The sequence below is a fragment of the Candidatus Mycobacterium wuenschmannii genome (assembly GCF_030252325.1).
GTDB lineage: Bacteria > Actinomycetota > Actinomycetes > Mycobacteriales > Mycobacteriaceae > Mycobacterium > Mycobacterium wuenschmannii.
This window is the reverse complement of the sequence record NZ_CP126981.1, coordinates 4888307-4909781: the sequence shown is the minus strand read 5'-3', so window position 1 is coordinate 4909781 and position 21475 is coordinate 4888307. Positions and strand designations below refer to the sequence as shown.

Below are 21475 nucleotides of genomic sequence, written 5' to 3'. Positions count from 1 at the left end.
CCGTCAGGCGCCGATCTCGGTTTGCTCGGTGAGACCCGTTGGTCGGAAGGGTATTTCGTCCTTCACGCCGTCTTGAGCCACGCCGTCGATCGCACCGGCCAGCGCAATGCGGTTGCCGCCGTTGCGCTTTGCTGCGTACATCGTCTCGTCGGCGGTGGCGTGAATTGCCTCAAAGGCCGCGACGGTGTCGATGTCACCGGTCGCGACCCCGATGCTCGCGGTGGCCTTCGGCGTCTCCGGCGCCTCGATCGCGGCGCGCATGCGCTCGGCGATGCCGGCCGCGGACTGCAGGGTCAGCAGGTCGAGAACGACGAACTCCTCGCCTCCGGTGCGCGCGACGAACGCCGATGGGCCGACCGCGATGCGGATCTGGTCGGCGGTCCGTGCGATCACGGTGTCGCCGATCTTGTGGCCGTAGATGTCGTTGATGTTCTTGAACCCGTCGAGGTCGATCACGAACACGCACAACGGCTGTGACGACGCGGCCAACGTGTCGAGCTTGCGGTCCAGGTAGTTCGCCAGCCCGCGGCGATTGGCCAACTCGGTGAGCGGGTCGGTGAGCGACTCGATCGAGTTGCTGCGGATCAGCCAGAAGCCGAAGTGGATCGGGGGAAGGATCGCGACCGCGACGGTGAGAGCGACGAGTCCTTTGGCCAACGCCACCGCTATCGAGTCCGGGCGATCGGAGAGCGCCAGCCACGTCGCCGCGGACAGGATCGTCGCTGACGCGAAGGCCATGTGCGCGGCATTGGTGCGCGCCCCGAAGTAGAACATGATGCATGCGCCCGGCAGGGCGAACAGCGGCGTGGTGCTCAGCGCCGCCAGCGGGTCGGCGTGCAGACCGGTCGCGATCGCGACGCCGACGTCGGCGAACGCGAATAACAGCGCCGCCTGCCGCGCGCTCGGCCACGGGAAGAACCACCAATACAGTGCCCAGCCCACGGAGCTGACCACCATCCAGGCGACTATCGCGTGACTCAGCCAGTGGGGCTGAATCAGGTCTTCGAAATAGAGGTAGACCGTGCCCAGCGCAGTCACCACACCACCGGCGACATTGGCCCCGCGGAGCGCTTTCATCAGGCCGCGTCGCCGATAGAACTCGACCACCCAGCTGTAGTCGCCAGGTTCGTCCCACCACTGTCGCAGCAGGCGTGCGCTCTCCGACTTCACGGGCGTTCCTCCGACCCTGATCCCACATGGGACAAACAAGGTGACAAGTGACGAAGATTACCTTCGCTGGTCAGCACAACCAAACATCCGGTCCGCGGACACGGCGTCGCGTCGCGGGTGCGGGGTGAGGGCCGGAATTTAAGGGACCGCTAAGATCGCAGCCATGACGAGCACCTCCGATACTTCGGTCGAGGCACACGCCGAGCACGAGATCGACATCCACACCACTGCGGGCAAGCTTGCCGAACTGCGCAAGCGCAGTGAAGAGTCGCTACACCCGGTCGGTGAGGCCGCCGTCGAGCGAGTGCACGAAAAGGGCAAACTCACTGCGCGCGAACGCATTACCGCGCTGCTGGACGAGGGCTCGTTCGTCGAACTCGACGCGCTGGCCCGCCACCGGAGCACCAACTTCGGGCTGGAGAAGAACCGGCCGCTCGGCGACGGGGTGGTCACCGGCTACGGCACCATCGACGGCCGCGACGTCTGCGTCTTCAGCCAGGACGCCACAGTCTTCGGCGGCAGCCTCGGCGAGGTCTACGGCGAGAAGATCGTCAAGGTCCAGGAATTGGCCGTCAAGACCGGCCGCCCGCTGATCGGCATCAACGACGGCGCCGGCGCCCGGATCCAGGAGGGCGTCGTCTCGCTCGGCCTCTACAGCCGGATCTTCCGCAACAACATCCTGGCCTCCGGCGTCATCCCGCAGATCTCGCTGATCCTGGGTGCCGCCGCGGGAGGCCACGTCTACTCCCCCGCGCTCACCGACTTCGTCATCATGGTCGACCAGACCAGCCAGATGTTCATCACCGGACCCGACGTCATCAAGACCGTCACCGGCGAGGACGTCACGATGGAGGAACTGGGTGGCGCGCACACCCACATGTCCAAGTCGGGCACGGTGCATTACGTCGCCTCCGGCGAACAGGACGCCCTCGACTACGTCCGCGACCTGCTCAGCTACCTGCCGCCGAACAACTTCACCGACGCGCCCCGGTATCCGGCGGCCATCCCCGAGGGCGCCATCGAGGACAACCTCACCGAGGAAGACCTCGAGCTCGACACATTGATCCCGGACTCGGCCAACCAGCCGTATGACATGCACGAGGTGATCCGGCGGATCCTCGACGACGACGAGTTCCTGGAGATCCAGGAGGGCTACGCCCAGAACATCGTCGTCGGGTTCGGCCGCATCGAGGGCCGGACGGTGGGCATCGTCGCCAACCAGCCCACCCAGTTCGCCGGCTGCCTGGACATCAACGCCTCCGAAAAGGCCGCCCGTTTCGTGCGCACCTGCGACTGCTTCAACATCCCGATCGTCATGCTGGTCGACGTGCCGGGCTTCCTGCCGGGCACCGGCCAGGAATACAACGGCATCATCCGCCGCGGCGCCAAGCTGCTGTACGCCTACGGCGAGGCCACCGTCCCCAAGATCACCGTGATCACCCGCAAGGCCTACGGGGGCGCGTACTGCGTGATGGGGTCCAAGGATATGGGCTGTGACGTCAACGTGGCCTGGCCGACGGCGCAGATCGCGGTGATGGGCGCCTCGGGCGCGGTCGGCTTCGTCTACCGGCAGAAGCTCAAGGAGGCCGCCGCCAACGGCGAGGACGTCGACGCGCTGCGGCTGGAGCTGCAGCAGGAGTACGAGGACACGTTGGTCAACCCGTACATCGCCGCCGAGCGCGGCTACGTGGACGCGGTGATCCCGCCGTCGCACACCCGCGGCTACATCGGCACGGCGCTGCGGTTGCTCGAGCGCAAGATCGCTCAGGTGCCGCCGAAGAAGCACGGGAACATTCCGCTATGACGGACGAAAACGCGGCCCCCGAGGCCGAGCAGGCGCAGGCACCGCACATCCAGGTGGTCAAGGGCAACCCGACCGACGTCGAGGTCGCCGCGCTGATCGCGGTGCTGGCCGGCGCGTCCGGCGGGCCGGGCGTCCAGGGCGAGCCGGAGTTCTCCCGGTGGGGAATGCCTGTCGACAAGCTGCGCTACGCCGTCCACAGCTGGCAGCGCATGAGCCTGCAGCAGCGGGCCCACTTACGGGGTCGGTGACTCCTCGCCTCGTCCTCGGGTCGGCGTCCGAGGGTCGACGACGAGTGCTGCGCCAGGCCGGGGTCGACCCAATTGTCGTGGTCTCCGGCGTCGACGAGGATGCGATCATCGCCGCTCTGGGCACTGGAGCCGCCCCAGGTGATGTGGTGCTCAGCCTCGCGCAAGCGAAAGCCGAGCACGTCGTGACGCTGCTTGACGCCGACGTGGCCGCGAATTGCGTTGTCATCGGCTGTGATTCGATGCTCTACATCGACGGGCGACTGGCCGGCAAGCCCGCGTCGATCGATGCGGCGCGCCGGGAGTGGCAGTCGATGGGCGGCCGGTCCGGCCAGCTGCACACCGGGCACTGCCTGATCCGACTGCTCGACGGCCTGACCACCCAGGCGGCCGAATCCTTCTACACCACAGTTCATTTCGCGACGCCGACGGCGGCCGACCTGGACACCTACCTGGCCAGCGGCGAATCCCTCGGCGTCGCAGGCGCATTCACCATCGACGGGCTGGGCGGCTGGTTCGTCGACCGCATCGAGGGCGACCCGTCCAATGTGATCGGCCTGAGTCTGCCGCAGACCCGGGCGCTGCTGCAGCGCGTCGGCGTCTCGATCGCCGACCTGTGGGCGGGCAACCCGGTCGCAGGCTAGGGCGTGCCGGCCAGCTTCGGTACGGCGTTGCCCGCTGCCGCCTTGGCCACGACCTGGCCCTCGTAGTTCACGATGTCGCCGTTCGTGAAAACGCTTGCCGCCGGGTCGATTTCAGTACTGACCATCGTGCTGGCCCCGTACGGCGACCAGCGGCCTGTCACCCGACAGCGCTCGTCGTCGCGTGCCGTGTAGTAGCCGTTCGGGTTCGACCAGGACAACCTCAGATCGACGGTGACCGTGCCGGTTCCGATCCCGTTGACTGTTTGCACCACCTCGCACCCCCGGTTCGGGGCGGTGTTCATCCCTCCGGCAACGGCATCGGCATCCTGGGGTGTCAGGTAGGAGATGGTGAGGTACTGCTTACCCTTGTTGGTAGCCATCAACTGGTAGCCCACTATCGGGATCTCGCCACGATCCTGCGGCGCATAGGTCTTGGTCGCCGTTGGACTCGTCGGCGTCGTCGACCGCACCGGCGGCGCGAATCGCTGGCTCGGCGTGCGCGCGGTCAGCATCACCAAGAAAATGGCAACGCCGATCGTCATGATGCCGCTCAATCGCGTCATCAGGTAGCCGGCCTCGCTGGGCTCGTTGGCTTCGGGATTCTTGAACTTCCACGACGACAGCGCCCACCACATCGGCTTCGGTTTGAAGATCATGACCAGCCCGAGCGGGACGAAGATCAGCAGCATCACAATCGCAAGGGCCACGCACGAAATCGTAAGACGGACAGACCCGCAGCCCCATCGGCAACTTCGCGCCGGCAGGTAGGCTCACAACGTGCCACTACCAGCAGATCCCAGCCCGACGCTGAGCGCCTACGCCCACCCGGAACGGCTGGTCACCTCCGACTGGCTGGCCGGCAACCTGGGCCGGCCCGGACTCGCCATCGTCGAGTCCGACGAGGACGTGCTGCTCTACGACGTCGGCCACATTCCCGGCGCGGTCAAGATCGACTGGCACACCGACCTCAACGACCCGCGCGTGCGCGACTACATCGACGGCCGGCAGTTCGCGGAACTCATGGACCGCAAAGGGATTTCGCGTGACGACACGGTCGTCATCTACGGCGACAAGAGCAACTGGTGGGCCGCCTACGCGCTGTGGGTGTTCACGTTGTTCGGTCACCCCGATGTGCGACTGCTCAACGGCGGACGCGACCTGTGGATCCACGACGGGCGCGACACCACGCTCGACGTCCCGAACCGGGCGTCGTCCGGTTATCCGGTCGTCGAGCGCAACGACGCCCCGATCCGCGCCTACAAGGACGACGTGCTCGCGGCGCTGGGCACCGGGCCGCTGATCGACGTGCGGTCCCCCGACGAGTACACCGGCAAGCGCACCCACATGCCCGACTACCCGGAGGAGGGCGCGCTGCGCGCCGGCCACATCCCGTCGGCGCGCTCCATCCCGTGGGCCAAGGCCGCCGACGACAGCGGCCGCTTCCGCAGCCGAGCCGAACTCGAGGAGCTCTACGGCTTCATCGAGCCGGACGACAAGACCATCGTCTACTGCCGCATCGGCGAGCGATCCAGTCACACCTGGTTCGTGCTGACCCATCTGCTGGGCGTCCCCGGCGTGCGCAACTACGACGGCTCGTGGACCGAGTGGGGCAACGCGGTGCGGGTGCCGATCGTCGCCGGCTCGGAACCTGGCCAAGCCGCGGGCGCCGTCCCGGCCTGATGAGCATGCCCGCACCGCTGGCCGAGGTGCTCTCCGACTTCGCCGAAGTCCAAGGCCAGGACAAGCTGAGGCTGCTGCTGGAATTCGCCGACGAGCTTCCCGCGCTGCCGTCCTCGTTGGAGGAGGCCGCGATGGAGCCGGTGCCGGAGTGCCAGTCACCGCTGTTCCTCCATGTCGACGCCGACGACCCGGACCGCGTACGGCTGTATTTCAGTGCGCCCGTCGAGGCCCCGACCACCCGCGGTTTCGCGTCGATCCTGGCGACCGGTCTCGACGAGCAGCCCGCCGCCGACATCCTCGCGGTGCCCGAGGACTTCTACAGCGATCTGGGTTTGGCGGAGTTGATCAGCCCCCTTCGGCTGCGCGGAATGTCGGCGATGCTGGCCCGAATCAAGCGGCGACTGCGGGAGTCCGCGTCGAAGTAGACACCGGGTCTCGCCTCTCACGGCGCGCCGCATAAGCTACCCCGGAAACGACTTGTAAGAATTTCTCTTAGACAACACGAAGACGTGCGCACCAGGAGGCGAAGTGGCCAGTCACGCCAGCTCGACGATCTCGAAAGTTCTTGTCGCCAACCGCGGTGAGATCGCGGTGCGGGTCATCCGCGCGGCCAAGGACGCGGGACTGCCCAGCGTGGCGGTGTACGCCGAGCCCGACGCCGACGCCCCGCACGTGAAGCTCGCCGACGAGGCGTTCGCCCTTGGCGGCCAGACGTCGGCCGAGTCCTACCTCGACTTCGGCAAGCTGCTCGACGCCGCCGAGAAGTCCGGCGCCAACGCGATCCACCCCGGCTACGGCTTCCTGTCGGAGAACGCCGACTTCGCCCAGGCCGTCCTCGACGCCGGCCTGATCTGGATCGGGCCGAGCCCGCAGTCGATCCGCGACCTCGGCGACAAGGTCACCGCGCGCCACATCGCCGCCAAGGCGCAGGCGCCGCTGGTGCCCGGCACCCCCGACCCGGTCAAGGACGCCGACGAGGTGGTCGCCTTCGCCAAGGAGTACGGCGTACCGGTCGCGATCAAGGCCGCGTTCGGTGGTGGTGGCCGCGGCATGAAGGTGGCCCGCACCATCGAGGAGATCCCCGAGCTGTTCGAGTCGGCGACCCGCGAGGCGGTCGCCGCGTTCGGTCGTGGCGAGTGCTTCGTCGAGCGTTACCTGGACAAGCCGCGCCACGTCGAGGCCCAGGTCATCGCCGACACCCACGGCAACGTCGTCGTCGCCGGCACCCGCGACTGCTCGCTGCAGCGCCGCTTCCAGAAGCTGGTCGAGGAGGCCCCCGCGCCCTTCCTCACCGACGCGCAGCGCAAGGAGATCCACGAGTCCGCTAAGCGGATTTGCAAGGAGGCCGGATACTACGGCGCCGGCACGGTTGAGTACCTCGTCGGCCAGGACGGCCTGATTTCCTTCCTCGAGGTCAACACCCGCCTGCAGGTCGAGCACCCGGTGACCGAGGAGACCGCAGGCATCGACCTGGTGCTGCAGCAGTTCAAGATCGCCAACGGCGAGAAGCTGGACATCACCGAGGACCCGACCCCGCGTGGACACGCCATCGAGTTCCGGATCAACGGCGAGGACGCCGGTCGCGGCTTCCTGCCCGCGCCCGGCCCGGTCACCCGTTACGACATCCCCACCGGCCCCGGCGTGCGGCTGGACTCCGGGGTCGAGGCCGGATCGGTGATCGGCGGCCAGTTCGACTCCATGCTGTCGAAGCTGATCGTGTACGGCGCCACCCGCGAAGAGGCGCTGGCCCGCTCGCGTCGTGCGCTGGCCGAGTTCCACGTCGAAGGCCTCGCGACCGTCATCCCGTTCCACCGCGCCGTCGTCTCCGACCCGGCGTTCATCGGCGACGACAACGGCTTCACCGTGCACACCCGCTGGATCGAGACCGAGTGGGACAACACCATCGAGCCGTTCACCGGCGGTGTGCCCATCGATGAAGACGAGAACCTGCCGCGGCAGACCGTCGTCGTTGAGGTCGGTGGCCGACGCCTCGAGGTGTCGCTGCCGGGTGACCTGGCGCTGGGCGGTGGCGGCGGTCCCGCGACCGATTCCGTCGGCGCGATCCGCAAGAAGCCGAAGGCGCGCAAGCGCGGTGCCGGCGGCGGCGCGGCCGCGTCAGGTGACGCGGTGACCGCGCCGATGCAGGGCACCGTCGTGAAGGTGGCCGTCGAAGAGGGCCAAGAGGTGTCGACCGGCGACCTGGTCGTGGTGCTGGAGGCCATGAAGATGGAGAACCCGGTCACCGCGCACAAGGACGGTGTGATCACCGGCCTGGCCGTCGAGCCCGGCGCCGCCATCACTCAGGGCACGGTGCTCGCCGAAATCAAGTAGCTCGGTTTACCTCCGGCGACGATGGATCCGATCGAGATCAACGCCGGGCAGTGGTACCTGCGCGGGCTGCGCGCCGACGACCGTATCGACGACCGGCCCGCGCTGGCCGAACTCGGTGCGTCCGATCCTGACCATGTCGCGCGCAGCGACGCCGCCTGGGCATCGGATGCGCGTTACGCGTGGGCGGTGTGCGAACCCACGACCGGCGAGTTGCTGGCCGAGGTGACGCTGGATCCGGCCACCGGCGACGTCGCCGCGCGGGCGCGCATCGGCCACCGTGACGCGGCCGATGCCGCCGTCGAGTCGGTCCGGCGGTTCGCCGCCGCGGTCGCCCCGCCCCCGAAGAATTCGCGCTGATCAGGCTTTCTTTGAAAGACGCTCAGATGTTGTCGGCCCACAGTGGCCGGAGTAGTGTTTTAACGAGGTTGAGTTTCCAGCCGCCGGAAAAAGCGTTAATTGACGTAAGGGGAGATCGGCCTCCCGAACTCTCCTCGCGCGCGGCACCAAAATCCGCTTGACGTGATCCACAGCACGCTTTGTCGACTGATGGAGTCACACGATGTTTGTTTTAGGTCCTATTTCAGCGACGCCGGTTCGAGGAACGAACGTGGCGCTTCCACCACCCGCATGGGAGGACCACTCGGCGCGCTTCAGCGCCGAGTGGGACACCGCCCGGGTAATCGTCACCGCTCACGGTGAGCTCGACGCGTCCAACGCCACTCACCTCGCCGACTACTTCGATCTCTGCATCACGCACTCGACACCTTTGATCCTGGACCTAAGTGGCCTGAAATTCTTTGGCACAGCAGGGTTTTCGGCGCTGCACCTGATCAACGTCAAGTGCGCGGGCGCCAACCTGCGCTGGGCGGTGGTGCCGAGCAAGGCGGTGTCACGGCTGCTGCGGATCTGCGACCCCGACTGCACCCTGCCATTGATCAAGTCGGTGCATGCAATGCCGGACACGGACGGAGACGAGCCGGGTCGGCTATTCGAGCTCGTCCCGTAGTCGCGCAAGCGATTTCGCCAGCAGCCGCGAGACGTGCATTTGCGAGATGCCGACGCGCTCGGCGATCTGAGTCTGCGTCATCGAGTCGAAGAACCTGAGGACGAGCACGGTGCGCTCCCGCTCCGGCAGTCCCTCGAGGAGGGGCCGGAGCGCCTCACGGTTCTCGATGCGTTCCAGGCCGGTATCCACGTCACCGAGGGTGTCAGCGATCGCCCGAGCCTCTTCGTCGCCGCTGCCGCCGCCGCTGTCGATGGACAGTGTGTTGTACGAGCTGCCCGCCACCAGGCCTTCGATGACCTCGGTGCGGTCCATCTCCAGTTCCTGCGACAACTCGGTCGCCGTCGGCGCGCGGCCCAGCCGTTGCGACAGGTCCGCGGTCGCGGTCCCCAGCCGCAGGTGGAGTTCCTTCAGGCGGCGCGGAACCTTCACCGACCAGCTGTTGTCCCGGAAGTGCCGGCGGACCTCACCCATGATCGTGGGGACCGCGAACGAGACGAAGTCAGAGCCGGTTTCGACGTCGAACCGGGCCACCGCATTGACCAGCCCGACGCGCGCCACCTGAACCAGGTCGTCGCGCGGTTCGCCGCGTCCTTCGAAGCGGCGGGCGATGTGGTCGGCCAGCGGCAGGCAGCGCTGAACGATCTTGTCGCGGTGGCGCTGGAAATCCGATGAGTCGGCGTCGAGCGTAGCCAGCTCACGGAACATGTCGGGAACGTCGGCGTACTCGTTGGGTCGTGAGGACTTCGAACTGCCGACAGCTCGCGCTGTCACCTGGGAGTGCCCGCCCGTCGCGCGGTCAGGGTGACGCCGAATACGCCGTCGCCGTTGCGGGATGTCTGCACGTCGTCGGCCAGCGAGGTCAACACATGCCAACTGAAACTGCCGGGGGTCACCACGTCCTCGGTGGTGCACGCCGTCGATGCCTCGACCCGCAACTCGTCGTCGTGCGGATCGATGACGATTTCCAGGGTGGCGCCGGGGACGGCCGAGCGAATCAGCCTCGTGCAGACCTCGTCGACCGCGAGCCGCAGATCGGCCACCGCGTCGAAGTCGAGATCCTCGAAGGTGCCGACCGCGCCGACCAAGGTGCGCAGCACGGCCAGGTTTTCTAGAGTCGCTGCCACTCGGAGCTCGATGGCGCGATCGCCGCGTTGCTGATCTTTCGCCGGCTTCGCAGCAGCGGTCATCGAGCCTCCCAGCATTGTTTGACTGACAGTACCCTCGCGTTCGAGCTGGTTAGTCATGATCGCCGCCAGGTAATACGCATGCCATTCGTTTCGTCGCATTCGTGATGTCGTCACCCGTTACTCAGGTGACCAGCGGACCATCCGCCGAAATGCTCTCGTGTTCGCCGAGCAGGTACCCACAACCGCGTTGACATCAAACCAGAACGAGCTGTGATGTGCGCGAGTGGAGGCTTCAGCCGGCGAGCACCGGTCCGACGATCGGTGCACCCATCGTAAGCGTCACCAGCATCAGGACCATCAGCAACCAGCCGGCACCCTGCCAGGCCCACCAGGTGCCGTGGTCACGCCAGACGCGGTAGGTGCGGACGAACGCCCAGACCGCGGCAACCAGCAGAATTACCGGGCCGCCGAACGCCAGGATGGTCAGTTGCGGCGCACCGCAGGCGGCGGTGTCGACGGAGAACTTGCCCTGACACGTGCTGTCCCACAGGGCTCCGACGATGAGGTATCCGACGCCCGTCAATCCGGCCAGCACCGCATAGCGAATGGCGTGGTGCACTTCGTTGTCGACTCGCCCGAGGCGGTCGCCCGTGCTGGAGTGTTGTTGAGTCGTCATCTCGAACCTCTATCGCCGCTACACGCATCCCCTTGCGCGAATCGCATATACCCAGCGCAACGGCGGCGAAAACCAGCGCACGCGCGTGTCCGCCGTCACCCAGCGGAGCGCGGCGGGTGACGGACCGCCCAAGCGCCGCGCGGACGTCGGTGCGCGTCGACCGGACGACGTTAGGAAGCCGCGTTCGGCATGGTTCGAACGTTCGCTGAGCGCATCATTTCTTCGGTAGACATGCGACTACAGCCCAGGATGCGGCCCACATTGCGCGGTACACGTGGACAAATGGAAGTTTGCAGGACTTCGGCGAGCGTTGCGGGCCAGCGCAAAGCATCGACAAGTACCATCTGCTCTATGCGAACGCCAAGGCGCCGGTTATCCCCGGACGATCGCCGCGCCGAGTTGCTCGCGTTGGGCGCGGAAGTCTTCGGTCAGCGGCCCTACGACGAAGTCCGCATCGACGAGATCGCGGAGCGCGCCGGTGTCTCGCGGGCGTTGATGTACCACTACTTCCCGGACAAGCGCGCGTTCTTCGCCGCCGTCGTCAAGGGCCAGGCCGACCAACTCTTCGAAACCACGAATACGCCACCGACTCCCGGGCAGAACCTCTTCGAGGAGGTTCGGGGCGGCGTCCTCGCGTACATGCAATATCACCAGGAGCACCCGCACGCGGCGTGGGCGGCGTACGTGGGCCTCGGCCGGTCCGACCCGGTCCTGCTCGGCATCGACGACGAGGCCAAGGACCGCCAGATGGAACACATCATGAGTCGCATCGTCGAGGTCGACGGGTCGGGCAGCAGCCTGGAGCCCGACGTCGAACGCGACCTCCGCATCGTCATCCACGGCTGGCTGGCGCTGACCTTCGAGGTCTGCCGGCAGCGGATCATCCATCCAGAGACCGACTCGGGTCAGCTCAGCGACTCCTGCGCGCATTCGTTGCTCGACGCGATCACCCGAGTGAAGGACATCCCCGGCCCGCTGGCCAAGGCGGTGGCTCCCGACCAGCGCTGATGGTCACTTGTCGGACCCCGTTGTCATGATGTCCGGGTGACATCTGTACCTGCTGGGCTCGAGCGGTTCAGCGTCGTCACCCGCGACTGGTTCGCCGGGACGTTCGCCGAACCGACACCTGCGCAGGCCGACGCCTGGTCGGCGATCGCCGACGGCCACAACACCTTGGTCATCGCGCCGACCGGTTCGGGCAAGACGCTGGCCGCATTCCTGTGGGCGATCGACGCGCTGGCCGCCGCGCCGCGTAGCGAGCGGGAACCCGGCACCCGGGTGCTGTACGTGTCACCGCTCAAGGCGCTGGCCGTCGACGTCGAACGCAACCTGCGCACGCCACTGGCCGGCATGGCCCGCGTCGCCGCGCAGAAGGGTCTGCCGACGCCGGAGATCACCGTCGGCCTGAGGTCCGGCGACACTCCCCCGGCCCAGCGCCGCCAACTGATCAGCAATCCGCCCGACGTGCTGATCACCACGCCCGAGTCGCTGTTCCTGATGCTGACTTCGGCGGCGCGGGAAACCCTGGCCGGCGTGCAGACGGTGATCGTCGACGAGGTCCATGCCATCGCCGCAACCAAGCGCGGCGCACATCTGGCGCTGTCGCTGGAGCGGCTCGACGAGATGCTGCCGAAACCGGCGCAGCGCATCGGTCTGTCGGCGACGGTGCGGCCGGCCGAGGAGGTGGCCCGCTTCCTGTCGGGGTCGTCGCCGGCGACCATCGTCTCCCCGCCCGCGGCGAAGACCTTCGAGCTGGCGGTGCAGGTCCCGATTCCGGACATGGCCAATTTGGAGAACGGCAGCATCTGGCCCGACGTCGAGGCGCAACTGGTCGACCTGGTCGAATCGCACAACTCGACGATCGTGTTCGCCAACTCTCGACGGCTCGCCGAGCGACTGACCGCGCGGCTGAACGAGATTCACGCCGAGCGGATGGATGCGGAGGCGTCGGCGGACGATGTGTCGGCCGTGGCCAACCCGCGCGCGGCGACGCCGCAGAGCGCGGAACGCGATGAGGAGAAGCCGCGCAACCCGAAGGTCGCCGGCGGCGCGCCCGCCCACCTGCTGGGCAGTGGCCAAACCTACGGCGCCCCAACCCTGTTGGCGCGGGCACACCACGGCTCGGTCAGCAAGGAACAGCGCGCAATCGTGGAAGAGGACCTGAAATCCGGGCGGCTCAAGGCGGTGGTGGCGACGTCGAGCCTGGAACTCGGCATCGACATGGGCGCCGTCGATCTGGTCATCCAGGTCGAGGCCCCGCCGTCGGTGGCCAGCGGCCTGCAGCGCATCGGCCGCGCCGGCCACCAGGTCGGCGAGATCTCGCACGGGGTGCTGTTCCCCAAGCACCGCACGGATCTGATTGGTTGCGCGGTGACCGTACAGCGCATGCTGACCGGACAGATCGAAACCATGCGGGTGCCCACCAACCCACTCGACATCCTGGCCCAGCACACCGTGGCGGCGTCGGCGCTCGAACCGCTGGACGTCGACCGCTGGTTCGACACCGTCCGGCGCAGCGCGCCTTTTGCGACGTTGCCGCACAGCGCATTCGAGGCCACTCTGGACCTGCTGTCCGGGAAGTATCCGTCGACCGAGTTCGCCGAACTGCGGCCGCGGCTGGTGTACGACCGCGACAACGGCACCGTCACGGCGCGCCCGGGCGCGCAGCGGCTCGCAGTGACCTCCGGCGGCGCGATCCCCGACCGCGGCCTGTTCACCGTCTACCTGGCCACCGACTCTGAAACGCCCTCGCGGGTAGGCGAACTCGACGAGGAGATGGTCTATGAGTCGCGGCCGGGCGACGTCATCGCGCTGGGTGCCACCAGCTGGCGAATCACCGAGATCACCCACGACCGGGTGCTGGTGATCCCGGCGCCGGGCGAGCCGGCCCGGTTGCCGTTCTGGCGCGGTGACGACTCCGGGCGCCCCGCCGAACTCGGACGCGCGGTGGGCGCGTTCACCGGCGAGCTGGCCGCCCTCGATCGCGGGCCCTTCGAGAGTCGTTGCGCGGAACTGGGTTTCAACGAGTACGCCACCGAGAACCTGTGGCGGTTGCTCGACGATCAGCGCTCCGCGACCAACGTGGTACCCACCGACGCCACCCTGTTGGTCGAGCGGTTCCGCGACGAGCTGGGCGACTGGCGGGTGATCCTGCACTCCCCCTACGGCCTGCGCGTGCACGGTCCGCTCGCCCTGGCGGTGAGCCGACGGCTGCGTGAGCGTTACGGCATCGACGAGAAGCCGACCGCCTCAGACGATGGCATCGTGGTGCGGCTGCCCGACACACCTTCCGAATCCGGAGCCGAAACTCCGCCGGGTGCAGAGCTTTTCGTGTTCGACGCCGACGAGATCGATCCGGTCGTCACCGCGGAGGTCGGCGGCTCGGCGTTGTTCGCCTCCCGCTTCCGGGAATGCGCGGCGCGCGCCCTGCTGCTGCCCCGGCGGCATCCGGGTAAGCGCTCGCCGCTATGGCATCAGCGGCAGCGCGCCGCGCAACTGCTCGACGTGGCCCGCAAGTATCCGGACTTCCCGATCGTGCTGGAGACGGTCCGCGAATGCCTGCAGGACGTCTACGACGTGCCGACCCTGGCCGGGCTGATGACCGACATCGCCACCCGCAAGATCCGCGTCGTCGAGACCGAGACCCAGACCCCGTCACCGTTCGCCGCCTCGCTGCTGTTCGGCTACGTCGGCGCGTTCATGTACGAGGGCGACAGCCCGCTGGCCGAGCGCCGCGCGGCGGCGCTCTCGCTTGACCCCACGTTGCTGGCCGAGTTGCTCGGCCGCGTCGAGCTGCGCGAGCTGCTCGACCCCGAGGTGGTCGCCGGCACCGGTCGACAGCTGCAGCACCTGACGGCGGACCGGGCCGCCCGCGACGCCGAGGCGGTCGCGGACCTGCTGCGCCTGCTCGGCCCGCTGACCGCCGACGAAATCACCGCGCGCGCCGGCGGAGCCGACGTCGGCGGCTGGCTGGAGGCGCTGTACGCCGCCAAGCGGGCGCTGCCGGTGTCGTTCGCCGGCGGCAGCTGGTGGGTGGCGATCGAGGACATCGGCCGACTGCGCGACGGCGTCGGGGTGGCGGTGCCGGTCGGGGTGCCCGCGAGCTTCACCGAGGCGGTGGCCGACCCGCTGGGCGAGCTGCTGAGCCGCTACGCGCGTACCCATGCGCCGTTCACCACCGCCGACGTCGCCACCCGGTTCGGGCTCGGCGTGCGCGTGGCCGCCGACGTGCTGGGCCGGCTGGCCGCCGACGGGAAGCTGGTCCGCGGCGAGTTCTCCACCGACGCGGCCGGCGACGAGTGGTGTGACGCCGACGTGCTGCGGATTCTGCGGCGCCGCTCGCTTGCGGCGTTGCGCGCCCAGGTCGAGCCGGTCACCACCAGCGCGTACGCGCGATTCCTGCCGGCCTGGCACGGGGTGGGCGCGGGCTCGGCGCCCAACTCGGGACTGGACGGCCTGCTCGCGGTGATCGACCAACTCGCCGGAGTGCCACTGCCGGCGTCGGCGGTCGAGTCGCTCGTGCTGGCGCCGCGGGTGCGCGACTACTCCCCCGCGCTGCTCGACGAGTTGCTGGCCTCCGGCGAGGTGATGTGGTCGGGCGCCGGTTCCATCTCCGGCAGCGACGGCTGGGTCGCCTTCCACGCCGCCGACGCCGCTCCGCTGACGCTGGCCGCGGGGTCGGGAATCGAATTCACCGCAACCCACCGGTCGATCCTGGACCTGCTCTCGGGCGGCGGCGCCTTCTTCTTCCGGCAGCTGGGCCAGCCGGGCATCGGCGAAGCCGAGCTGAAAACCGCGCTCTGGGAATTGATCTGGGCCGGCTGGGTCACCGGCGACACGTTCGCTCCGGTGCGCGCGCTGCTGTCCGGCGGCCCGGGTCGCAAACGCTCCGCGCCCGCCCACCGGCAGGCCCGCACCAAGCGCCCACCGCGGCTGAGCCGCTACAGCGTCGCCAACCCACAGGCACGGGCCGCCGATCCGACGGTAGCCGGCCGCTGGTCGGCGCTGCCCGCGCCCGAATCGGATTCCACCACCCGCGCCCACCACCAGGCGGAGCTGCTGCTGAACAGGCACGGGGTGCTCACCCGCGGCGCGGTCGGTGCCGAAGGGATACCGGGCGGCTTCGCGATGCTCTACAAGGTGCTGACGGCGTTCGAGGACGCCGGCCGCTGCCAGCGCGGCTATTTCGTCGAGTCACTGGGCGGCGCCCAGTTCGCGGTGGCATCGACCGTCGACCGCCTGCGCAGCTATCTCGACGGCGTCGACCCCGAGCGGCCGGAGTACCGCGCGGTGGTGCTGGCCGCCGCCGATCCGGCCAACCCGTACGGCGCGGCGCTGCCCTGGCCGACGCGGTCGGCCGAGGACGACGCGGCCCGCCCGGGCCGCAAGGCCGGCGCGTTGGTGGTGCTGGTCGACGGCGAGCTGGTGTGGTTCCTCGAACGCGGCGGCCGGTCGATGCTGAGCTTTGCTGACGACGTCCCGGAGGCCAACCACGCCGCGGCGGCCGCACTGGCCGGGCTGGTCTCGGGCCGCCAGGTCAACTCGATCCTGATCGAGCGGATCAACAGCACCCCGGTGCTGGCGCCCGAGGCACCGGGCGCGGTTGCCACGGCCCTGGCCGAGGCCGGCTTCTCCCGGACCCCGCGCGGTCTGCGGCTGCGGTAGCCGATGCCCGAAGGTGACACGGTCTTCCGGACCGCCGACAAACTGCGTGCGGCCTTGGTCGGGCAGACCCTGACCCGCTGCGACGTCCGGGTGCCCCGGTACGCGACCGCCGACCTCAGCGGCCTGGTCGTCGACGAGGTGCTCAGCCGCGGCAAGCACCTTTTCATCCGCGTCGGACCGGCCAGCGTCCACTCGCACCTGAAGATGGACGGCGCCTGGCGCATCACGTCGAAAGCGCGGCGCGTCGACTACCGCGTTCGAATCATCTTGGAAACAGCCGAGATTCGCGCGATCGGCATCGACCTGGGCATCCTGCAGATCCTCGAGCGCGACCACGACGGCCAGGTCGTCGACCATCTGGGCCCCGATCTGCTGGGCGACGACTGGGACGCCGCGCGGGCCGCGGACAACCTGGTCGCGGACCCGAACCGGCCGATCGCCGAGGCGTTGCTCGACCAGCGGGTGATGGCCGGCATCGGCAATGTGTTCTGCAACGAACTATGTTTCGTCAGCGGGCACCTGCCGACCGCACCGGTGAGCGCGATCCGCGATCCGCACCGCCTGGCCGTCCGCGCTCGCGACATGTTGTGGGTCAACCGGTTACGCCGCACTCGATGCACCACCGGAGATGCCCGGCCCGGACGGCAGTTCTGGGTGTACGGTCGCCGTGCCGAGAACTGCCGTCGCTGCGGATCGCCGATCACCTACGACGACAGCGGCGATCGGGTGGCGTATTGGTGCCCGGCCTGCCAACGCTGAATGCCCAGAGCATGTCCATTCGGTAAACGATCGGAGTTACCTGCGCCGGCACCAGCGCGCGCTTCAAAAGTCCGGGTACGGCATGCAATGATCGCAATGTCAGCAGTCTCTGCTTGCTGCGATGAATACTCGCGATTCTGCTCAGCGGACCGGATGAGAAAGGACGACCACCCGAGTGCGCTTGATCAATCATGTGCGGTCACTGGTGACCGGCTCGGTCCTGGTGGCCCTACCGCTCACTGTCTCAGCCATCGTCGCGCCTGCGGCGCACGCCGACAACGTCGACGCGAGCTTCTTGAATGCGTTGCAGTCCAAGCAGATCACATTCGCTTCCGGCCAGGCGGCGGTCATCGCCGGTCACCAGGTGTGCGACGCGCTCGACGGCGGCAGGCCCTCCGGCGATGTCGCCAACGACGTGATGCAGCAGAGCGGCCTGGACGGCTATCACGCCGGGTTTTTCGTCGGCGTCAGCATCGCCGCGTTCTGCCCGCGGCACACCGGCGCCTGACTGTCGAATTATGGCCTGCTGCAGGCCTTTTGAAGGCTAGCCCGCCGACGGCGGCGGTTTCATCACGTTGCCCTTGAGCTCGGCGCCGATCGAAATGTCTTCGTACTTCTGCGACTTGCGCTTGCGCCAGCCGCTGCCCGCCGAAATCGGCGGCGCCATCAGCGGTGGCAGCATCGGCCCGCTCGCCGCCACCTCACCCGCGCCGAGTGGCGTTGCCGCCGAGGCGAGTTGTACGGGCGCTTGCGAGGTCGCCAGCAGCGTGCCGGCGGCCGGGGGCGCCATCAGGCCGCCCATCGGTACGGCCACACCCGTCGCGGCCGCCGCCGCGGGTGCCGAAAGCCCGGCCGCACCCAGCGCGCCCAGGCCGCCGCCCCCGGCGCCCAGCGCCCCCAATCCTGCTGCCGCGCCGCCTAATCCGCCGCCCAGCGCTTCTTCGCCCTCGGACACGCCCTGGCCGACCTGAGCGCTCACCCCCGACAACGCCTGCGCGGACTGGCTCTGCGCCAGGTAGCTGAGCAGGTTGATCGGGAAGCCGGACGACACGAACTGGTTGGCGTAAGTGTTCGCCAGCCCGATGTACCCCTGGTTGGGGTCGACGGCGATGGGGGCGGCCGGCAGAGCCGAACTCGCCGCCGACTGCGCGGCGGTCTGGGCCGCGTTCGAGCCGGCCGAGTTGGCGGTGGCCGCGTTCTGCGCGGCGGCCTGATCGGCCTGCGCCGACGGGTTGGTCGTCGAGTTCGGCGAGGTGAACTGCGGCAGGTTGGTGGCCTGCGCCGTGGCGGCCTGATAGCGGGTCATCGCGGCGGAATTATTCGCCCACATCTGCTGGTAGGCCGCCTCGTTGGCGGCGATCGCCGGCATGTTCCGGCCGAAGGTGTTGGTGGCCAGCAGCTGCGCCAGTTGCGTGCGGTTGGCGAACACCGTCGCGGTCGGGACCACCGATGCGCTGGCCGCGTTGAACGCCGTCGCCGCGGCCTGAGCCGACGCCGCGACCTGCTGGGCCTGCTGCGAGGTGGTGCGAAGCCAGGTCAGATAGGGCGCGACGGACTGGTTCATCGCCGCCGAGGACGGGCCGTGCCAGGTGTCGGCCATCGACGACACCGCGGCGGCGTAGCTGTCGGCGGCGTCCTCCAGGTCGGCCGCGAGCTGACGCCAGGCCGCCGCCGCATCAACCAGCGACTCCGAGCCGGGCCCGGAATGGATCAACGCCGAGATGACCTCCGGCGGCAGCGTCGTGAACTCCATGATGCAAAACTCAGGAGATCGCGTTGATGGAGTTCAGCAACCGCGGCTTGAACTCGTCGGGAATAGGAATGTATCCGGCGCTGGTCAGGGTTTTCTGACCGGGCCCGATGGCGCTCTGCAGGAAGGCCCGTACGGCCTCGCCCACCTTGGGATCCGGGTATTTGGAGCAGACGATCTCGTAGGTCGCCAGCACGATCGGATACGAGCCCGGCTGATTCGGCCGATAGAACGAGATGGTGTCCAGGGCCAAGTCGTCGCCCTTCTTGATGAACCAGGCCGAGGAGATCGTCTTGCCGACCGACTCCGGGCTGATCGACACCGGCTCGGGGCCGGCCGAGGTGATGATGCTGGCGGCGTTGAGGTGCTGCGCCTGGGCGAACGACCAGGCGAGATAGGTGACCGAGCCCTCGGTGCTCTTGACCTTCTCCGCGGCGCCGTCGTTGCCGACCGCACCCTCGCCGACGCCACCGTTGAACTTCCGGCCGGCCGGGAATCCCCACGTGCCGCGGGAAGCGGTGTCGAGGTAGCGCTGGAAGTTGTCGGTGGTCCCGGACTCGTCGCTGCGGTAGACGACCTTGATCGGCTCGTTGGGCAGCTTCACCCCGAGGTTCTGCAACTGGATGGCGCCGTCGTTCCACATGTCGATCTGGCCGTTGAAGATCTGGGCGGCGGTGAGGCCGTCGAGGTTCAGCGACGTGACACCGTTGACGTTGAAGGCGATCGCGATCGGGCTCACGACCATCGGCAGGTTCCAGGTGGGTGACCCGCACCGCTGCTGGGCACGGTCGTATTCGACACGTGACAGCACCGAGTCCGACCCGCCGAAATCGTTTTTGTTGTCCAGGAATTCGTTGATGCCGGCGCTGGAGTCGTTGGCCGCATAGTCCAGCGACTGCCCGGGGCAGGCGGCGGTGTATGCCTTGACGAACTCGGTCATCGCATTCTTCTGAGCCGTCGAGCCACTGGCCTTCAGATCCGGCTTGCCACCGCAGGTCACCTTCACCGGCGGCACCGTCGTGCTCGAACTGCCGCTTGCGGCGTTGTCGTGACTGCCACACGCCGACAGGATCAGCATGCCTGTCGCGAGAATGCTCAGCGCGGCGCTAAATCGGTTGAAATTCAATCCAATTCCTTCAGACGGTCAGCGGAGTCAATCGCACTGGCGACATGTACGCCACACTGCTGTGTCGCTCGCATCCATGAGGCATGGTAACAAGATTCGCACCGCGGACATTATCCCCGGCAAGCACCGGAGCAGGCGGGTTTTACGATTTCAGCCGCCGTTTGCCACCCGTTCACGCTCGGTGACGGCCGGCGAATTATTCACGCGTTGTTGACGCGTGCCTTCGACCCATCCCTGGCGTACCGAATATTGTGGAATACCAGCAGTCGACTTCTTGTTGTAGTTCACGTGACCTGCGTCGCACGACCCATATGACATGGGATTGATCACAAAAGTCGGCCCTTTTGAGCCAAAGACGGCTCCCCAAACGTTGATGAATTGCCCGCCACTTAGCAAAGGACGGACCTCGTGGTAACACTTCAAGACTTTGTCAGCGCACGATTCGCTGAGCTGACCGCCGCTACCGGCCTCTCCGACTGGGCGCGACAGGTGCTCAGCGCGGTGACCTCGGCCGCTTCGTCGGTGCGGGGGACCCCCGCACCCACCGTGTCAGCCCGGCCCGGCCACATCGTCATCGGCCATGACCTGCCGCTGCTCAGCCCCGGCATGGAACGCTGCTGACAACCGTCGGCGACTGACGAATTCGCGGCGCGCGCCGCTGAGCGGATCTTCGAATTCGATGCGCTGCGCCAGCAATTGCAGCGGTGTCGAGAAATCATCGGCGGCGACGTCAATCACCCTGGGATACAACGGGTCTCCATGAATGGGAAGGCCCAGTGACGCCATGTGCACGCGCAGCTGGTGTGTCCGCCCGGTCCGCGGCGTCAGGCGGTACAGTCCGTCGGCGGACACCAGCTCCACCAGAGTTTCGGCATTGACCTCACCGTCTTCTTCAAAGGCCTGGAAGACGCTGCGCCGCTTGATGATTCGACTGCGTAGTAGCCGCGGCAGCGTGACACCCGGATCGACCGCGGCTCGGGCCAGGTACGTCTTGCGCACCTCGCCGCGGGCGAACATGGTTTGATACGCGCCGCGGACTTCGCGGCGGGCGGTGAACAACAGCACCCCGGCGGTCAGCCGGTCGAGTCGGTGGGCCGGGCTCAACTCGTCGAGTCCGAGTTGGCGCCGCAGTCGCACCAGCGCCGTCTCCGCGACGTGTCGGCCGCGGGGCATGGTGGCCAGAAAGTGCGGCTTGTCGGCGACCACGATGTCGTCGTCGCGATGGAGCACCGGAATGTCGAACGGCACCGTAACCTCGTCGCGCAGATCGCGGTAGAGGTAGACGGCCGCACCGGCGGGCAGTTCCGTCGTCTCGTCGACAACCGAGCCGTCGGCGCACACCACCTCGCCCGCCACCACTCTCGCCCGCGCGCGGTCGCCGAACCGGTCGTGTAGCTCGTCGATCACGGATCCGCCGCGCACCAGCACCCGCGCGGGCCCCAGCCCGTCGCGCACCGGCAGTGGGGCGGGGCGGCGCATGGGCCCAGGTTATC

21 protein-coding genes are annotated in these 21475 nt (G+C 68.0%); 12 read left to right on the top strand and 9 right to left on the bottom strand.

The window, feature by feature from the left end; translation table 11 throughout:
- Positions 1-3 precede the first annotated feature (3 nt).
- Complete coding sequence (locus tag PT015_RS23685; protein ID WP_285187694.1) at positions 4-1170, bottom strand: GGDEF domain-containing protein; 1167 nt, start codon at positions 1168-1170, stop codon at positions 4-6.
- Positions 1171-1333: 163 nt separating this feature from the next.
- Here PT015_RS23685 and PT015_RS23680 point away from each other — a divergent pair, with 163 nt between their 5' ends.
- The 3 genes from PT015_RS23680 to PT015_RS23670 are packed head-to-tail and all read left to right on the top strand — an operon-like array spanning position 1334 to position 3863.
- Positions 1334-2974 carry an acyl-CoA carboxylase subunit beta gene (locus tag PT015_RS23680; RefSeq protein WP_285187693.1) on the top strand — a complete coding sequence of 547 codons (1641 nt, stop codon included), beginning with the start codon at positions 1334-1336 and terminating at the stop codon, positions 2972-2974.
- The gene (locus tag PT015_RS23675; RefSeq protein WP_285187691.1) at positions 2971-3222 is read left to right on the top strand and encodes an acyl-CoA carboxylase subunit epsilon; all 252 of its coding nucleotides are present in this window, start codon (positions 2971-2973) and stop codon (positions 3220-3222) included. The genes PT015_RS23680 and PT015_RS23675 overlap by 4 nt, the downstream gene beginning before the upstream one ends.
- The gene (locus PT015_RS23670) at positions 3219-3863 is read left to right on the top strand and encodes a Maf family protein (RefSeq protein WP_285187689.1); all 645 of its coding nucleotides are present in this window, start codon (positions 3219-3221) and stop codon (positions 3861-3863) included. The genes PT015_RS23675 and PT015_RS23670 overlap by 4 nt, the downstream gene beginning before the upstream one ends.
- On the opposite strand, the gene PT015_RS23665 is transcribed toward PT015_RS23670, so the two are convergent.
- Positions 3860-4570, bottom strand: a complete 711-nt coding sequence (locus tag PT015_RS23665) for a DUF6199 family natural product biosynthesis protein (protein ID WP_285187688.1) — start codon at positions 4568-4570, stop codon at positions 3860-3862. The genes PT015_RS23670 and PT015_RS23665 overlap by 4 nt on opposite strands.
- A gap of 70 nt (positions 4571-4640) precedes the next feature.
- On the opposite strand from PT015_RS23665, the gene PT015_RS23660 reads away from it, so the two are divergent.
- From PT015_RS23660 to PT015_RS23640, 5 genes are all read left to right on the top strand, one after another.
- Positions 4641-5543, top strand: coding sequence for a sulfurtransferase (locus PT015_RS23660; RefSeq protein WP_285187686.1), 903 nt, complete (start codon positions 4641-4643; stop codon positions 5541-5543).
- Positions 5543-5968 carry a SufE family protein gene (locus tag PT015_RS23655; protein WP_285187685.1) on the top strand — a complete coding sequence of 142 codons (426 nt, stop codon included), beginning with the start codon at positions 5543-5545 and terminating at the stop codon, positions 5966-5968. Before PT015_RS23660 ends, PT015_RS23655 begins: the two co-directional genes overlap by 1 nt.
- A gap of 103 nt (positions 5969-6071) precedes the next feature.
- Complete coding sequence (locus tag PT015_RS23650; RefSeq protein WP_285187684.1) at positions 6072-7874, top strand: acetyl-CoA carboxylase biotin carboxylase subunit; 1803 nt, start codon at positions 6072-6074, stop codon at positions 7872-7874.
- Positions 7875-7895: 21 nt separating this feature from the next.
- Positions 7896-8231, top strand: a complete 336-nt coding sequence (locus tag PT015_RS23645; protein ID WP_285187682.1) for a hypothetical protein — start codon at positions 7896-7898, stop codon at positions 8229-8231.
- Between the two features lie 250 nt (positions 8232-8481).
- On the top strand, positions 8482-8880 hold the full coding sequence (locus tag PT015_RS23640) for an STAS domain-containing protein (RefSeq protein WP_285187680.1): 399 nt from the start codon (positions 8482-8484) through the stop codon (positions 8878-8880).
- Here PT015_RS23640 and PT015_RS23635 read toward each other — a convergent pair.
- The 3 genes from PT015_RS23635 to PT015_RS23625 form a co-directional block, all read right to left on the bottom strand.
- Positions 8860-9651 carry an RNA polymerase sigma factor SigF gene (locus PT015_RS23635; protein ID WP_285187678.1) on the bottom strand — a complete coding sequence of 264 codons (792 nt, stop codon included), beginning with the start codon at positions 9649-9651 and terminating at the stop codon, positions 8860-8862. The two genes, PT015_RS23640 and PT015_RS23635, sit on opposite strands and share 21 nt — an antisense overlap.
- Positions 9648-10067: an ATP-binding protein gene (locus tag PT015_RS23630; protein WP_285187677.1), complete on the bottom strand. Its 420-nt coding sequence runs from the start codon at positions 10065-10067 to the stop codon at positions 9648-9650. Before PT015_RS23630 ends, PT015_RS23635 begins: the two co-directional genes overlap by 4 nt.
- 232 nt (positions 10068-10299) lie before the next feature.
- Complete coding sequence (locus tag PT015_RS23625; protein WP_285187676.1) at positions 10300-10683, bottom strand: hypothetical protein; 384 nt, start codon at positions 10681-10683, stop codon at positions 10300-10302.
- Between the two features lie 351 nt (positions 10684-11034).
- On the opposite strand from PT015_RS23625, the gene PT015_RS23620 reads away from it, so the two are divergent.
- From PT015_RS23620 to PT015_RS23605, 4 genes are all read left to right on the top strand, one after another.
- Complete coding sequence (locus tag PT015_RS23620; protein ID WP_285187674.1) at positions 11035-11691, top strand: TetR/AcrR family transcriptional regulator; 657 nt, start codon at positions 11035-11037, stop codon at positions 11689-11691.
- A gap of 36 nt (positions 11692-11727) precedes the next feature.
- The gene (locus PT015_RS23615) at positions 11728-16347 is read left to right on the top strand and encodes an ATP-dependent helicase (protein ID WP_285187673.1); all 4620 of its coding nucleotides are present in this window, start codon (positions 11728-11730) and stop codon (positions 16345-16347) included.
- 3 nt (positions 16348-16350) lie between these two features.
- Positions 16351-17106 (top strand): endonuclease VIII Nei2, encoded by a 756-nt coding sequence (gene nei2, locus PT015_RS23610; protein WP_285187671.1) that lies wholly within the window; start codon positions 16351-16353, stop codon positions 17104-17106.
- Positions 17107-17281: 175 nt separating this feature from the next.
- Positions 17282-17614 (top strand): DUF732 domain-containing protein, encoded by a 333-nt coding sequence (locus PT015_RS23605; RefSeq protein WP_285187669.1) that lies wholly within the window; start codon positions 17282-17284, stop codon positions 17612-17614.
- A gap of 36 nt (positions 17615-17650) precedes the next feature.
- Here PT015_RS23605 and PT015_RS23600 read toward each other — a convergent pair whose 3' ends face one another.
- From PT015_RS23600 to PT015_RS23585, 4 genes are all read right to left on the bottom strand, one after another.
- A complete protein-coding gene (locus tag PT015_RS23600; RefSeq protein WP_285187668.1) occupies positions 17651-18859 on the bottom strand; it encodes a PPE family protein in 1209 nt (402 codons plus the stop codon).
- 10 nt (positions 18860-18869) lie between these two features.
- Positions 18870-19982, bottom strand: a complete 1113-nt coding sequence (gene pstS / locus PT015_RS23595; RefSeq protein WP_285187667.1) for a phosphate ABC transporter substrate-binding protein PstS — start codon at positions 19980-19982, stop codon at positions 18870-18872.
- A 150-nt stretch (positions 19983-20132) separates the two neighbouring features.
- Complete coding sequence (locus PT015_RS23590) at positions 20133-20270, bottom strand: hypothetical protein (RefSeq protein WP_285187666.1); 138 nt, start codon at positions 20268-20270, stop codon at positions 20133-20135.
- 261 nt (positions 20271-20531) lie between these two features.
- Positions 20532-21461, bottom strand: a complete 930-nt coding sequence (locus PT015_RS23585; RefSeq protein ID WP_285187665.1) for a pseudouridine synthase — start codon at positions 21459-21461, stop codon at positions 20532-20534.
- Between the last annotated feature and the right edge of the window lie 14 nt (positions 21462-21475).